Raw genomic sequence first — 14,367 nt, 5'->3', positions numbered from 1 at the left:
CTCGCTAAGCCCTTGGGCTGGCGGAATTTTTCCGTGCAGAGCCGCAGGATTTGGCGCTAGAAGAGGCCTCAGATTCACGTCTTTCACCCATGCCGCGCGTCACCATCACCATCGCCGATCGCAATCCCCAGCCTTACCGCTTCCAGCTTGACCGCATGAAGGTCAACATGGGCCGGGGCAGCGACAACGATATCGTCATCGACGACGGCTCAGCTTCCGTGACCCACGCGGTGATGGAGCGCATCGACGGCGGCTACCAACTCCGCGATCTGGGCTCCACGAACGGCATCAAGTTGGACGGCGAGCGCCGCGACATCATCCCGCTGCGCCACGGCCTGACGGTGAAGATCGGCGATGTGGCCTTCGATTTCACCCTGACGGAAGAAGAGCGCGAGGCGCTGGCCCGCGAGAAGCCGGCCCAAGAGTCCCCGATCGTCCGGGAGGACTCGGTGAAGTCCCTTCCGAAGCCGGCCGGCGGCCCGGCCCGCCCGGCACCCGCTCCGGCGGCCCGCCAAGTCATCTACGAGACGCAGCCGAGTGCCTCGGCCAGCTTCTTCATGACCCTGTTCTTCCTCGTGCTCGCCGCCGGTGCCTTCTGGCTCGGCCTGTCGTTCCGCTACTCCGCCCGTCATCAGGGTGGATCGCTGATGCACGATCTCCAGAAGTCCGCCGCCGGTCTGCCGGTGACGCCCCCCGGAGCGAAGCCCGCTGAAGCCGCACCTGCTGCGGATCCGGCACCGGCACCCGCCGAGCCCGCGAAGTAAACGGTTTGCTATGGGGCAGAATCCGGGAAGCTCACGCGGGCTTCCCAGCCAAGGAGGTCCTTTGCCTTGGCTACATCCGCCAGGGTCACTGGCACGTCTGCGGCGTGCTCCGGACCATAGGCCACCTCCGCTCGCTTTCCGGCCAAGCGCTCGGCCTTGCGGAGCACGTCGTTCACGGAATGGTTCACTCCGGTTCCGACGTTGAAGACCTCGAAGCCCCGGCCCTGCCAAGCCAGGGCGGCCTCGATGGCTCTTACCACGTCCGACACGTGCGTGAAATCGCGCCGCTGCCGGCCATCGCCATGGATCTGTACCGTCTCACCCGCCGCGATCTTGCGGCGGAAAGATTCCAGTGCGAGATCCGGACGCTGGCCTTCGCCCCAAACGGCGAAGAGGCGCAAGGCGATGAAGTCGATGCCGTGCTTCTCCGCGAAGAGACGTCCCCACTCCTCACCTTGGATCTTTGTTAGAGCATAGGGGCTACAGGGATTCAGAACATCGTCCTCACGGCTCGGCCTACCCTCGGTGGGCCCGTAGACGCTGGAAGAAGAAGCGAAGACGACGCGCCGGGTTCCCTTCTTCACGGCATGCTCCAGCAAGCGCAGGGTCGCACTCACATTGGTTTCAATGTAGTCGAGCGGTCGATCCATTGAAGGCCTCACCCCTCCCAAAGCCGCGAGGTGGACGACATGAGGGAAGGTTTCCTCCGGCAGATCATCACTCCGCAGGTCGCAACCGATGATCCCCTCCCCTGCTCTGAGGTCCAAGCCGCTCACTTCCCAGCCCTGCGCGCTCAGGTGACGGGCGACATGGGCACCGATGAATCCCGCCGCACCTGTGATCAAGACTCTCCTGTCGTTAGATTCCATCCGGGAAGAAAAGTTGCAGGTAGTCCTCGGTCATCCGCTCGACCGTGAAGTGACTCCTGATGTGTTCGCGGGCAGCGGCACTCATTTCATCCCTCCGCCGTGCATCGCGGGTGATCTCCACCATTGCCTTGGCCAAGGCAGGCACATCGCGGGCGGGCACGAGCAAGCCGTTCACGCCATCGATGACCTGCTCGGAGGCACCGCCCACATCCGTGGCCACCACGGGGAGACCGGAGGCCAAAGCCTCAAGCGAGGCATTCGGGCAACCGGCGGGATCGGAGACCATCACGAAGACGTCACACCCGGCATGGAAGGAGCCGATATCGCTCAGCTCCCCGAGCCACTCGACCGGTAGGCCCTGGGCCATGAGTCGCAGTTCCGCCGCGCATTCTTCCGCACCGGTCTCGACTCCGCCTGCGATGCGCAAGACGGCATCCGGCAGCTCGGGGAGGGCCAGGCGGAAGGCGGCGATCAACTCGTCGAGGCGCTTTTGCGGGCTGATCCGCGCAGCCGTGCCGAACACGAATGCCCCTTCAACGCACGGACGACGCCTCACTTCGTTCGGCATGATCACACCATTCGGGATGACCTTCACCGGAGCGCCGATCGCCCGCGCCCGCTCCGCCTCCGCGGAGTACTTCACCGTGAAGCTCTCCAGAAGGCGACCATAGTCCGCAGGCAGGCGGCAGGGCAGAGCGGGCGGTGGATTCTCCATAGTGCGCTCAAAGGAGCTGAACCACATCTCACCCGGTGAAATGTCGTAAACCCGAGCGAAGGGCAGGGCATCCGCGAGTAGCAACTTGTGGGTGGTGATCGCGTTCCAGAAGACCACGGCTCCCGGTGGATCAGCGGCTATCTCATCCAAGATCAGCGCTGCGGACTCCTGTGCATCGATCAAGCCGGCGGGCGGCGGCACAAAGACATCGATCCCATGCTCCAGCAACTCCTGCCGCCCCGCGGTTGGATGCTCGGGATACTCTTGCAGCAACGCGAGGCGCACGCGGATGCCGCGACCATGGAAGGACTTCGTCAAGCGCTTCAGCGAGGACTGCGCGCCACCCATCGAGAGATTGTTCGAGACGAACCAGATGGTCTTGCTCTCGCTCTCGGGACGCGAGGCCACCACCCGGGCAAACTTCGCCACACGTGCTGCCACCCGCTCGCTCGTGAAGTCGCGCCAGATCATGCGATGCGCGGAAGGCGGCGGATCCAGCAAAGCATCCGCGAGCGCCTTCGCGAAGACCTCGGGCGGGGCATCCGCCGGAAGCAATTTCAGAGCGGGATTCCGCCATGCCAGTTCGCGGGTGCCGCCGGTATCACAGGCAATCACCGGCCTGCCGCTGGAGAGTGCTTCGAGATGGGCGAGGCTCAGCCCCTCATAAGCGCTGCAGGAGACCAGAGCATGGCAGGACGCCAAAACCTCGCGCACCGGGACCTTGCCATCGGTCCAAGTCAGATCGATTCCATGAGCCGCAGCTTCCCGATCCACGGCGTCACGGCATTCCACCGCTTCCTGGAGCAGGGGTGAGGTCTCACCGGCGATCACCAGACGCAGCGGGAGAACCACCCCGTGTTTCTGAAGCTCGGCACGGGTCGAGGCGATGATGGCGGGCAGACGATCGAGCCGCTTCTGCGGACGCGGATTCGCCACACAGGCGAGCGTGAAACCATCTCCGGAGCCGGGCAGCGGCGTCTCCGGGAACTCATAGGGGCGGATGCCGTTCCATACCGTGCGCACCGGTACTCCGGGCATTGCTTCCCGCAACTCGGTTTCCGCTGCCTGCGAGCAGGCCAGCATGAGGGAAAGGTCATCCTTCCGCAAACGATCCCAATCTCGCGGCCAGCCCTGTCGCGAATTATGGACGCTTGCGATGAGAGGGATGCCAGAACCGGCCAAGACGCGGGTCTCGTCCGCGTCCGTGAGATGCACATGCAGCACATCCACGCCCTCGGTGATTGCATGTTTGATCAGGGCCTTTGCTCGTCCCGAGCGAGGTAAGCCCGAAAGATCCAAGGTTCCTTCGGGCATCTCCAAGGTTTTGCGGTGTGGCTTGCCCAGCACCACCAAACGTGTGGCCACCTGCTGGCGGGGCAGCTCCAGTGCGAGTTCCCGCGCAATCTTCTCGGCACCACCATGCTGAAGACTTGTCACGACCTGATAGACGGAGAGCCGCTCGTCCGTCGCGGCGAGGTCGAGGGCCGGCCAATGAATCGCCCGTATCCCCGAGAGGACCTCGGCCCCTTGCATTCGTGCTACCGCGGAAGCGGAGGATGAATGCCATTCGCAAAGCACCGCAGGTAGATCGCCGGGATAGGAGCCCCCATGCCGCGCATGAAACTCCGACCACTCGCCCGCCCGCGGTAGTCCCGCTGCAAGCAGGACTCTACCCGGCAGATACGGCGGCGGCACGAACAACTCCGATGAACCTAGTACTTCACCCGCGCGGATCAGAAGGCAGGGACCAGCGGGAGCCCCCTCGCTCACCACGAAGCCCGCCCCCTCCAAGCTCCGCCTGGTCCGCCTCGCGAGCCAAGGCCGCCGGGGATCAGCCCCGATAATCAAAGCAACTGGACGCGATTCCGTACCCGCCGCCCGGTCTGGTTCCGACAATGATCTGGAATGAGACACCGGCGAAGGAATCAGTAAGCGGAGGGAAAGATGGGCGGGCGCACGGGAGGATCATTGTCGTCGTCATCCTTCCGGCTCCGCTCATAGCTCCGGCTGGTTTCGGTGAAGAGGGGCGGTGCCACCACATCGACCGGATGACTTCCTGCCACCACGCTCACCGAGCCTGGATCTCCGCCCGTAAAGATGAACTGCCCGTCCTGCCCCGGGCGATACATGATCTCCTTCACCACCTCTGCCCCTGCCACCAAGTAGCGGATGGTCAGCAGCGTGCCTTCCGGCCACTCGCCATTGATCCAAAATCCATCGTCCGTCTTGCGGACGGGAGGAGCGATTTGGCGCGATTGCCGGTTCAGGAAGGCATCGGAGACGAGCCTCTGCTCAGGGGGCTTTCGCCGTGTCATGGCCCGCAGGATTGTGATGACGACGATGGCCACCGGCAGGAGAAAGCAAATGAAGCCTTTCACCAAAGCGCCGAGCACCGAGCCACCGTTTGAACGACGCCCGGGCCCATGAGTGTGTGTTTCAACCGGGGTCGGTCCCTTGGTCTGGTCGGACTCTCCGCCTGCAGGCAGTTCATCGACGGGTGGAAGCGAAGGACGGGAGGATTCCACCGGGGGCAAGTTCACGGCGGCGGGCGGTGCCTTTTCCTCCACCGCGCAGACGATCCGGAAGCCGGTATCCGCATTCCGGCTCCGCGGATCCGCCCGGTAACGCGCGGCGCTGCGGGTATTGCTTGCACCGCGATTCCAAGAACCACCCCGCAGCACCCGCCGCGGCTTGTCGCTCAGATTCGGGTTGTCCTGCCGCGGATCAGTGGCGGCTCCCGATGGATAGGGCGCGTACCAATCCAAGCACCATTCCGAGACGTTCCCGCAGATGAAAATGTCCCACGCATTCGCGGGCTTTGAGTCCACGGGATTCGTTCCCCGTCCGGCATTACCCTTGTGCCAAGCTCCATTGCCGCTGCCGCCATCCGGCCAAGCGCTGGTGGTGCCTGCGCGGGCCGCATATTCCCACTGAGCCTCGGTCGGAAGGGTCACCTTGCGGTTCACCTTCTTCTCCAGCCAAGCGCAGAAAGCTTCCGCATCCGGATAGGTCAGCAGGCAAACCGGATGCTCCGCGGTCTGGGGAAAGCCCGGGGTCTTCCACGTGAATTCCTTCCGCTGCTCCAGCGCCTGCCCATTCCAGCCGTAGCCACCGCTGGTGCCGCTCTCCGCCTCGCTGCGATAGCGGGTCTCGGCGACGAAGCGCTCCCACTGGCCACGGGTCACGGCAGTGCGGCCGATGTAGAAGTCCTTGGAGATCGTCACCGGCCGCGCGTTTTCATCCGGACCCCGGCCGCCCTCCTCCGGCGGCGAGCCTTGGGTGAAGTTTCCGGCCGGCACCAGAATCAGGTCCATCCCCTCCCCGCCGCCCAGATCCAGCTTCAGCAGCTTCTCGGCGGCGTTCGAAACACCGGCCAGAATACCTGCCGCCAAGCACGCGAGGATCACTCTCATTTGCCGCCGAGCCTAGGGGGCCACCCGATCCACAGGCAACTACACAGATGCCTCCCCGATTCCACATGGCTTGATCCTCAAGGGCGCAACTTAACAGTTAGATCATAGATTGCAGGAAATCGTCCGATACCGGTGGCAAAGGCGTCACCGGAAATCTCCGCAAAAAAAGGCAAAAATCTGAAACAAGAATTCCGTCGGCGGCGTTATATAGGTGTAAGCCAACTGCGGGAGACGCTCCGCAAAGCTTATCACAGATCTTGTCAGGAAGTTCGCTTCCGGCAGGTGGCCCGGCCGGTCGTTCTTTAGGTTTTTGGGTTTTTCCTAAGGAGTGCCGGTCGGGCTTCTTTTTTTGCCCGCGAGCGACCGCCGCCGGGCTGGCCGGACCCATATTCGTCTGGCCAAGAACCTTGTAGGGCCTTAGACCCCTGCCCGCCGTGGCCGATACCCAGACCCAGTTTTTCACGATCCAGGACGGACCGGTCCGCCTGCGCGAGGGCGGGGAGCTTTCCACCGTCACGCTGGCCTACGAGACTTGGGGCACCCTGAACCCTGAAGGCACGAACGGGATCCTGCTTTTCCACGCGCTTTCCGGCTCCCACCACGCCTGCGGGCACAATCCCGCCATCCCCGGCACCGGCAGCCTTTGGCAGCCGGAAATGCATGAGGGCTGGTGGAACGATCTCATCGGCCCCGGCAAGGCACTGGACACCAACAAGTTTTTCATCGTCTGCGCGAATTACCTCGGCGGTTGCTACGGTTCGACCGGCCCGGCCTCCGGGAATCCCGCCACCGGCAAGCCCTACGGCTCGAAGTTCCCGCACGTCACCTCGGCCGATCAGGCGGAAGTGCAGGCGAAGCTGCTCGATCACCTCGGAATCGGGAAGCTGCACGCCGTGGTCGGCCCATCCGTGGGCGGCCTCATCGCCCTCACCTTCGCGACGCGATTCGCGGAGCGGGTGAAGAACGTCATCTCGATCGCTTCCGGCTACAAGACGACGGTCCTCAATCGCCTGATCCTGTTCGAGCAGATCCTCGCGATCGAGAACGACCCGCACTTCAACGGTGGCGACTACTACGACAACGATGGCCCGCTCTACGGTCTCGCGTTGGCGCGCATGATCTCGCACAAGACCTTCGTCCACCTCGACGCAATCGAGCGCCGCGCGCGGCAGGACGTGGTGCAGCCGGACGACATCCTCGCCTGGTATCGCGTGCGCGACCAATTCCAGAGCTACATGCTCCATCAGGGCAAGAAGTTCACCAAGCGCTTCGACGCGAACACCTACCTCCGCATCAACGACATGTGGTCCCGCTTCGACGGAGCCAATGAAGGTGACGCGGAAACACCCGCGGATCTCTTCTCCCGCTGTGCCGATGCCGGCCAGAAGTGGCTGGTGTTCTCCATCGACTCGGACTTCTGCATCTATCCGGAAGAGCAGATGGAACTCACCAAGCACCTCGAAACCGCGCAGGTGAAGGTGATGCACGTGACCGTACACTCGGACAAGGGCCACGACTCCTTCCTCCTTGAGCCGGACTTCTACACGCCGCACATCTCTTGGATGCTCGGCCAGTAATTGGCAGCGCTCCTCTTGTCAGCTCCCCCGCGCTTCCTCGATCAGGATCCGCGCGAACATCTCGGCATGCGGGCTCGGGTCCAAGGCCGGGAGACCGATCACCACCGGAGCGCTCGGCAGCTTCGGGGATAGCTGCCTGATCACGAGCGACCGCGGCATGATGTCGGCGATTCCCTCCACAAGGATGGATCCGGCATCGTTCGCCACGAGTTCCGCGAAAAGGGTCGAGACCCCGTCGTTCACCAGCGACACGAACCGTGGTGAGATTCCGAAGGGCTTGAGCAGGCCGCGGACGCTCTGCACATACTCTGGATAGTTCTCCTTCGCCAAGCCTACCAGCGGCAGAGTTCGCAATCTCGCCACCGGCACCCGCTTCAGCTTCGCCAAGGGGTGGCTTCCCGGCAGCACCAGCACCGGCTGCACCTTCCGCAGCTCGGTTAACTGGAATCCCGCGATTCCCTTCGTGACGGATATGCCCGGACTCACCACCAGATCCAGCAAGCCCTTGCCCGCCTGCTCGATGATCTCCCGCGATGACAGGTCCGCGAGTTCGATCCGCACGCGCGGTGCGGCCGATTTGAATCTGGCCAACACGGCGGACATGATGCCTGCGATCATCGAAGGCGCGTATCCCACGCGAAGCACTTCTTGCCTCGCCTCTCCGCGGACACGACGGACCGCTTCATCCGCCCGCGCCAGCACCTCGCGGGCTTCCTCGTAGAACAGCTCACCTGCTTCCGTGAGCTTCACCATGTTGGAACCCCGCAGCAAAAGCGGCACCCCCAGTTCTTCTTCCAGATCCCTCACCTGCCTGCTGAGCGGCGGCTGGGTGATGTGCAGGATCTCCGCCGCACGATTGAAGGAGCCGTGGGCAGCGACCGCGACGAAGTACCGGAGGTGACGTAGTTCCACTCGCAGGACCTAGCTCAACCTAAAAGGTTGAGCGACCCAATAATCAAAGTCTTGGGCCGTTTTTCGTCGGGGCGGTAGATCGAAATCGGTGCCCGGGCATCCGCATCGCGGCCACCGATCCATCAACAAAACACTACCATGAGCGACAACAAGACCGGACTCAAGGCCCTGCTCCGCCCCGAAGACAGCATCCTGGTGCTGATCGACCATCAGCCTTACCAGTTCGCCAATCTGAACAGCCACGAACCGACGATGATCATCAATAACGTCGTCGGCCTGGCCAAGACCGCTAAGATCTTCGAGGTCCCTACCATCCTCACCACCGTGATCGAGGAACGCGGCGGCTATCTCGTCAAGGCGCTCCAAGACGTCTTCCCGGATCAGAAGCCGATCGACCGCACCTTCATCAATACCTGGGAGGATCCCAATGTCACCGACATCGTGAAGAAGAGCGGCCGCAAGCAACTCATCCTCGCCGCACTTTGGACCGAGATCTGTCTCGCCATGCCGGCGATCCAAGCGCTCGGGGAAGGCTACGATGTCTTCATCGTGACCGATGCCTCCGGCGGTGTCAGCGCGGAAGCCCACGACATGGCCGTCCGCCGTATGGTTCAGGCCGGCGCAGTGCCGATCACTTGGATGGCGGTGCTCGGCGAATGGCAGCGCGACTGGGCACGGGAGAAAACCGCCAATGCTCTCTCCAGCGTGATCCTTGAGCACGGCGGTGCCAGCTCTATCGCCTTTGCCTGGGAGCTGCAGCTTCTCGCTTCGGGCGCGAAGGGTTGATCACGCTTCGCATCTCCCGGCTATTGCCTGATGCTGTCCAGATCAGTTGCGGGCAATAGCCTTTTGCCGACTCCGACATCAATAATTGCCACCAATGCGCCAGACACCGAGAACCTCTCGCCGTTGGTAAATCTCGCCCTCGTCGATCTTCCCGACGCGAAGATAACCGCCCTCATACTCGGCCCACCAAGCGGCACCCGGGGGCAAAAAGGCTCCGAGATTCAAGATCAACTTGTTTCCCCTGCGCCACATCCCAGTACGGTGGAAGTGCCCCATTACTACGATCTCCGCCTTCGGGAAATAACGTGCCGCAAAATCCGCTGCCGCATCCGCCTGCTGCGTCCACACCCGCAGGATCTCATAGGCGCGGCGCGGAGGACGCACTGCCTCCATGACCCGCTGCCAGATCTTCTGCCCCTTCGGATAGGTGGCGGCACGCAGGACCAAGGCAATCTTCCGCGCCAACTCGATGCGCTTCGCGGGATCTCCCGCAGCCGCACCGTGCTGCGCCCATAGCTCTGCCACCTGTTCATGCCGGGCAAAAGCCTCGCGACTCCACGGTGAACCTTCCGCGTAGAAGGCGTCCCCGTGTGTGATCAGGATCTTGCCACCGGCGAGCTCCACCCATCCGGGCCCGTCCCAACCGGGGTCATGATTGCCGGAAAGGAAGATCATCTCCGCCCCTTCCTGCGCGCAGAGCGCCTTCAACTCCTCCAGCATCACCGCGGACTTCTCGCGGAAGATCGCCGCGAGTTCCTGCCAAGTGTCGCCATTGAAAACCACCGTTCCCGCGCCTGCAATCAGCGGGCGCAACTGCTCCACGGACGCGATGCGGGAGACCCGGTGGCCGAGATGCAAGTCGGAGAGAATGCGGACCGGGGAGGTCATTTCGTCGCGTGGGTCCGCTGCCTAACAGCTTCGTAAAGGCAGACACCGGCGGAGACCGAGACGTTCAGGCATTCCACCTTCCCCGCCATCGGCAGCTTGGCCAGGAAATCGCAGTTCTCTTCGGTTAGACGGCGCATACCCTTCTCCTCAGCGCCCAACACGAGAGCCAACGGCCCCTTCAGGTCGAGATCGTAGAGCAGCTTGTCCGTGTGATCGGTGGTTCCCACGATCCAGACACCCGCCTTCTTGAGATGCTCCATGGTCCGGGCCAGGTTCGTCACCTGCACGAAAGGCACGTGATCCGCCGCACCCACGGAAATGCGGCGCACCGTTTCCGTGATGCCTGCCGCCTTGTCCTTCGGGGCGACCACCGCGTGAACCCCCGCGCCATCGGCGCTGCGGAGGATGGCACCCAGATTGTGGGGATCCTGCACGCAATCGAGGATGAGAATGAAGGGCACCGGCTTGTCCGCCACGATCTGCATCAGGTCGTCCTCATCCAGCGAGGGCACCTGGATCGTGTCGTTCGTCTGCTCGGGACGGCGGGCATGGCGGTTGTCACGGGCTTCGTGCTCGCGGCGGCGTGGCTTCATGGCGCGGAAGAATGCCCCCGACGCAAGGGCTGCGCAAGATCGGACCCGAAAGCCTTAGATGGCGTGAGAAACCGAGGACGGAACCGCCTCCAGATCGTGGCAGGCCCGGATGAATCCCGCCGCGCTCCACGCTTGGTAGGCCTTCCCCATCGGTCTCCCGGTCACCCCATGGTGCCACTCGTTGAACTCCCACGGGCGCGACATCCCGAGCTGGCAGGTCCGTGCGAGCTTCACCAGTTCCCACTGCGCGAGTTCCGGCATCCCCAGCCGGTGGATGAAGCGCACCCACATCGATCCGATGAAGGGCCACAGGCCGCCGTTGTGATAGTGGTTCGGCAGATTCAGCAGGTTCACCGTATAATAGGATCGCCACTCCGGATCGCCAGCCTGCACCGGGGGATAAAGATTCTTCACCGGCCCCGGATCGTTCACCCCGCAACCCCAGAGGAAGCGGAAGGTCATCATCGCGTGCTCGGGAGCCAGAAGCCCGGTTAGAAAAGCTAACAGGTTACCACAAACATCGCAGCGCCAGCTGAAGCTGAAGGGTGATACCTGCGCCACCAGATACCGTGCGTCACCGAGCGAGTATTGCGTATCGGTGAAGCTCAGGGCGGGATTCCCCTCCCCTCGCACCGTGGTGGGCCAGAAGGTGCGGAGGAATTTCTCCCGCACGAAGACCGCCTGCTTGCGATACTCCTCCGCCTGCTCCCCCTTTCCCAGCCGGTCCAACAGGCGCGAATAGCAGTCGATGCTCCGGTACCACAGCACCTCATCGTAAAGCACGTGATAGCTGAAGCCGAAGAGGTCCGCCCAGTCGCTCGCCTCGGGAATCTCCAGCAGGCCGCAGTTGTTAGAGTCATGCGCCGCCAGCCAGTCCATCGCCTTCTGCAGCTTCTCCGCGTGCCGTTCCGCCAGCGACCAGTCATTGCGGGCCTCGCAGATGTGCACCAACCCGATGATGATCCACATCACGCTGTCGATGCTGGCGATCCCGCCTACCCCGGCATATTCGGCCACGTCGCTGTCGATCCTCACGTTCGCCGGGATCTGGCCGTTCGGAGCTTGGAGCGAAAGCAGGGTATCGAAGGTGTCGATCTGCGCCTGACGGATGTCCTCATCTTCCAGATCCAGCGTCCACAAGGCCGTGAGAGCCCCGTCACGCGCCCAGACCGAGCGATAGTTCTCATCCGTTCCGTAGACCGTGTTGTCCTTCAGCGAGCAGGCACTGAAGCCCTTCGGTGTGATGTTTTTCCGCACCACCGAGATCGCCTGCAAGTAGCCTTCGGAGAGCAGTTCCCTCTCCTCCTGGCTCAAGGCACGGTAGTCCTCCGGTCGGAACAAGATACTCGGCATGCTTACCCCTAGGGCCTCTCCGGTATGAGTCAAACGTCAGCGAGTTCTTCCGGCATCTGATAGATCCCGCGGAAGCGCTCGAAGACCGCCAGCGTGCGCCGCGCAATACCGGTCCACCCGAACTGCCTGCGGGAGAATCGCGCGCCTTCTAGCGAGAGCTTCTCGCGCAGGCGCGCATAGCGCAGTGGCATGCCCATGATCGCGGCGAACTCTTCCGGCTTCTTCGGATCGGCGAAGAGCGCGTGCGTGCCGAACTCCACCGCTTCATGCAGTCCTCCGTGAACGGTTGCCACTGTCGGCGTGCCGCAGGCCATCGCCTCGATCGCCGTCATTCCGAAAGGCTCGTAGCGCGAGGACAGGGCGAAGACTCCGGCGGCACGGTAGTAGTCCGCCATCTCTTCATCCGCCACATAGCCGATCCAGCGGACATGCGCTGCCACGCCCAATTCCTGGGCCAGTTCCTTCCATTTGGTCACCCGTTCGCGGTCCCGGTCGGACCCCGCCCCGATCGCCAGTTGCAGCCGCGCCTTCGGCACCAGCTTCCTCAGCGCTGGCAGCGCGGAGATCAGCAGGTCGATCCCCTTGTTCGTCGCGGCCCGGCCCACGCAATATACATCGTCCGCGGCGAAGCCGATCCGCTCGCGGATCTCCGCCACCCGCGATGGCTGCGCCGGGGTGAAGCGCTGCTCGTCAATCCCCGGAGGGATCAGGCTCACATGCTCGCGCGGTATCCCGTAGTCCGCGTGGATCAGTTCCACCTGCTGCTCGGTCGTCGCGATGATGTGGTCGCAGTTCCGATACACCAGAAACTCCTTCTCCATCCGCTCGGCGAACCGGTAGATCTGCTCCTCCTCGCCCCGCGAGCCTTTCATGTCCTTCTTCTTCCACGAACCCAGCGAGTGCGGTGTATGGACATGCGGGATCCGCAACTCTTCCGCGATCCGTTGCCCGGCCCAGCCCGCATCCCAGTAGTGGCTGCTCACCACGTCGTAGCGCAGCTTGCGGCTTGCCGCTTCCGCAAGGAAGTTCGTGACGAAGTCCCTCAGTTGGCCGTGCATGTCTTCCTTCCGGATGAAGTCTTTCCCGCCGAAGGGAATGCGCCATACCCGCAGGTTCGGGTTCACCCGGTCAAATTCCGGCTGCTTCCCAAATCTCCGGGTCACCAAGTCCACCTTGTATCCCAGTCGCGCGAAGCGCTTCGCCAACTCCAGAACGAAGACCACCTGGCCTCCCGTATCCGGCTTGCCCAGTTCGGGCTCCGCCGAAACGTAGCCGTGGATGGAGAGCATCAGGATCGATCCCTGTGCGTTAGTTTTCGTTGCCATGATTTTCTGTTAGATCGGGTGCTAGCGCTCCCCAGCGCCTCAGCCCCTCGATCAGCCCCCAGGCGTGGGAGCGAGTTGCATGATAAGTTTTCGCGGGATCCGCATTCCGCAGGAGTTCCTGCCGCGCGTTCCCCACGGCGATCGCCCGCGGGGCAGCATGGAAGACGGCCAAATCGTTCGCGGAGTCGCCAGCCACTCCCCAGCGGGATGCCGGGATCCCTAGTTCCCCTGCCACCCATAGTGCAGCCCGGTCTTTGCCAGCCGCAGCCGGTATCACGTCGAAGTCGCCTTCTCCGGAGCAGATCACTTTGCTCCCGGGAGACCCCGCGAGCACCGCTTTCCTCACCTCCGTCCAGCGGCTTCGCGGCACCGCGAAGCTGGCCTTGAACGCGGTTTGCATCTCCGCCGCATGCGCCGGGAATCCCATCCGCTTCATCAGCCTGTCCACCGGAGCTCGTTCCCACCCCTCAAACATCTCCTGCCAGTCGCTCCGCTTCCGGCCGCCGATCTCAACCTCCGTTCCCATCCCGGTGATGCGCCCCGCCAGTTCAGGGCCACTCGAAATGTCTGCGAAGGTTTTCTCCACACTCGCCGCCGGTCGGCTCGAATTGAGCACCAGAAGCACCCCAATGCACTCCCGGGAGAAGGCGTCGAGCCCCCCTGCATCGCCGAGCAGGGTGTCATCCACATCACTGATTAGCAACCACGGGAAGGATCTTCGTACTTCCATTCTTTGTTCCGGGGATTGGTTCCCTCGGCCCCGCACTCGCAGGACCCGGGGCGCCGGCAGGACCGGTGCAAGGGCCTTCAGGGTGGCACCTCCATCCCGGAGAGGCCAACAGAGAATCACACCCTCCTCCGCCGCAAACTGACTCACAAACAGTTGTGAGCATCCTCGGATTTTATAATGCATGAATCCGGGCAAGAAAAACCCGCCGGCACCGTTGGGGGAACGAGGGCGGCGGGTGTTTCCGTGGGGGCATTTTCGTCTCCGGGGGAAGACGAGGTTCGGGGGGATGTCTGCCTTAGGGGGAGGCGGTCGGGGGGATTTGCAGGCTCGGTCGCGTGGGGGGCTGCGGCGTTGCTTACGAGAACAAGATGTCCGATTTTTACCCCTCCCACCATCACGCAATCGCGGGAGCGTAAACGCACGTATCCGGCCGCCTGCATTT

General features: G+C 63.1%; 12 protein-coding genes. 3 read left to right on the top strand and 9 right to left on the bottom strand.

Translation table 11 applies throughout. The features are described from left to right. Nucleotides 1–89: 89 nt before the first annotated feature. Complete coding sequence (locus OJ996_RS08750; RefSeq protein ID WP_264513168.1) at nucleotides 90–764, top strand: FHA domain-containing protein; 675 nt, start codon at nucleotides 90–92, stop codon at nucleotides 762–764. 8 nt (nucleotides 765–772) lie between these two features. On the opposite strand, the gene OJ996_RS08745 is transcribed toward OJ996_RS08750, so the two are convergent. The 3 genes from OJ996_RS08745 to OJ996_RS08735 form a co-directional block, all read right to left on the bottom strand. Next, the gene (locus OJ996_RS08745; RefSeq protein WP_264513167.1) at nucleotides 773–1,633 is read right to left on the bottom strand and encodes an NAD-dependent epimerase/dehydratase family protein; all 861 of its coding nucleotides are present in this window, start codon (nucleotides 1,631–1,633) and stop codon (nucleotides 773–775) included. Further along, on the bottom strand, nucleotides 1,623–3,881 hold the full coding sequence (locus OJ996_RS08740) for a glycosyltransferase family 4 protein (protein WP_264513166.1): 2,259 nt from the start codon (nucleotides 3,879–3,881) through the stop codon (nucleotides 1,623–1,625). Before OJ996_RS08740 ends, OJ996_RS08745 begins: the two co-directional genes overlap by 11 nt. Nucleotides 3,882–4,273: 392 nt before the next feature. Then, a complete protein-coding gene (locus tag OJ996_RS08735; RefSeq protein WP_264513165.1) occupies nucleotides 4,274–5,761 on the bottom strand; it encodes a formylglycine-generating enzyme family protein in 1,488 nt (495 codons plus the stop codon). Nucleotides 5,762–6,195: 434 nt separating this feature from the next. Between OJ996_RS08735 and metX the strand changes: the two genes are divergently transcribed. Beyond that, complete coding sequence (gene metX, locus OJ996_RS08730; RefSeq protein WP_264513164.1) at nucleotides 6,196–7,338, top strand: homoserine O-acetyltransferase MetX; 1,143 nt, start codon at nucleotides 6,196–6,198, stop codon at nucleotides 7,336–7,338. An 18-nt stretch (nucleotides 7,339–7,356) separates the two neighbouring features. Here the strand turns inward: metX and OJ996_RS08725 are convergent, their stop codons facing one another. After that, nucleotides 7,357–8,250, bottom strand: a complete 894-nt coding sequence (locus OJ996_RS08725; RefSeq protein WP_264513163.1) for a LysR family transcriptional regulator — start codon at nucleotides 8,248–8,250, stop codon at nucleotides 7,357–7,359. Nucleotides 8,251–8,388: 138 nt separating this feature from the next. Here OJ996_RS08725 and OJ996_RS08720 point away from each other — a divergent pair, with 138 nt between their 5' ends. Further along, nucleotides 8,389–9,036, top strand: coding sequence for a hydrolase (locus OJ996_RS08720; RefSeq protein ID WP_264513162.1), 648 nt, complete (start codon nucleotides 8,389–8,391; stop codon nucleotides 9,034–9,036). 78 nt (nucleotides 9,037–9,114) lie between these two features. Here the strand turns inward: OJ996_RS08720 and OJ996_RS08715 are convergent, their stop codons facing one another. From OJ996_RS08715 to OJ996_RS08695, 5 genes are read right to left on the bottom strand one after another with little or no spacing between them, the layout of a single operon-like run. Then, nucleotides 9,115–9,924, bottom strand: a complete 810-nt coding sequence (locus OJ996_RS08715) for a metallophosphoesterase (protein ID WP_264513161.1) — start codon at nucleotides 9,922–9,924, stop codon at nucleotides 9,115–9,117. Further along, nucleotides 9,921–10,517, bottom strand: a complete 597-nt coding sequence (gene rlmB / locus OJ996_RS08710; protein WP_264513160.1) for a 23S rRNA (guanosine(2251)-2'-O)-methyltransferase RlmB — start codon at nucleotides 10,515–10,517, stop codon at nucleotides 9,921–9,923. The genes OJ996_RS08715 and rlmB overlap by 4 nt, the downstream gene beginning before the upstream one ends. A gap of 54 nt (nucleotides 10,518–10,571) precedes the next feature. Then, on the bottom strand, nucleotides 10,572–11,870 hold the full coding sequence (locus OJ996_RS08705; protein ID WP_264513159.1) for an amylo-alpha-1,6-glucosidase: 1,299 nt from the start codon (nucleotides 11,868–11,870) through the stop codon (nucleotides 10,572–10,574). A gap of 29 nt (nucleotides 11,871–11,899) precedes the next feature. Beyond that, a complete protein-coding gene (locus tag OJ996_RS08700) occupies nucleotides 11,900–13,195 on the bottom strand; it encodes a glycosyltransferase (protein WP_264513158.1) in 1,296 nt (431 codons plus the stop codon). Then, nucleotides 13,179–13,925, bottom strand: coding sequence for an HAD family hydrolase (locus OJ996_RS08695; RefSeq protein ID WP_264513157.1), 747 nt, complete (start codon nucleotides 13,923–13,925; stop codon nucleotides 13,179–13,181). The genes OJ996_RS08700 and OJ996_RS08695 overlap by 17 nt, the downstream gene beginning before the upstream one ends. Between the last annotated feature and the right edge of the window lie 442 nt (nucleotides 13,926–14,367).

It is taken from the genome of Luteolibacter rhizosphaerae (assembly GCF_025950095.1).
GTDB lineage: Bacteria > Verrucomicrobiota > Verrucomicrobiia > Verrucomicrobiales > Akkermansiaceae > Haloferula > Haloferula rhizosphaerae.
The sequence above is the reverse complement of the archived record's forward strand: the minus strand, read 5'-3'. Positions and strand labels throughout refer to the sequence as shown.

What these genes read in the sequence shown, in the direction of transcription:
- OJ996_RS08695 (WP_264513157.1), bottom strand. Translation starts at nt 13,925, where the DNA reads ATGGAAGTACGAAGATCCTTCCCGTGGTTGCTAATCAGTGATGTGGAT.
- OJ996_RS08735 (WP_264513165.1), bottom strand. Translation starts at nt 5,761, where the DNA reads ATGAGAGTGATCCTCGCGTGCTTGGCGGCAGGTATTCTGGCCGGTGTT.
- OJ996_RS08720 (WP_264513162.1), top strand. Translation starts at nt 8,389, where the DNA reads ATGAGCGACAACAAGACCGGACTCAAGGCCCTGCTCCGCCCCGAAGAC.
- OJ996_RS08700 (WP_264513158.1), bottom strand. Translation starts at nt 13,195, where the DNA reads ATGGCAACGAAAACTAACGCACAGGGATCGATCCTGATGCTCTCCATC.
- OJ996_RS08745 (WP_264513167.1), bottom strand. Translation starts at nt 1,633, where the DNA reads ATGGAATCTAACGACAGGAGAGTCTTGATCACAGGTGCGGCGGGATTC.
- OJ996_RS08750 (WP_264513168.1), top strand. Translation starts at nt 90, where the DNA reads ATGCCGCGCGTCACCATCACCATCGCCGATCGCAATCCCCAGCCTTAC.
- OJ996_RS08705 (WP_264513159.1), bottom strand. Translation starts at nt 11,870, where the DNA reads ATGCCGAGTATCTTGTTCCGACCGGAGGACTACCGTGCCTTGAGCCAG.
- OJ996_RS08715 (WP_264513161.1), bottom strand. Translation starts at nt 9,924, where the DNA reads ATGACCTCCCCGGTCCGCATTCTCTCCGACTTGCATCTCGGCCACCGG.
- OJ996_RS08740 (WP_264513166.1), bottom strand. Translation starts at nt 3,881, where the DNA reads ATGCAAGGGGCCGAGGTCCTCTCGGGGATACGGGCGATTCATTGGCCG.
- rlmB (WP_264513160.1), bottom strand. Translation starts at nt 10,517, where the DNA reads ATGAAGCCACGCCGCCGCGAGCACGAAGCCCGTGACAACCGCCATGCC.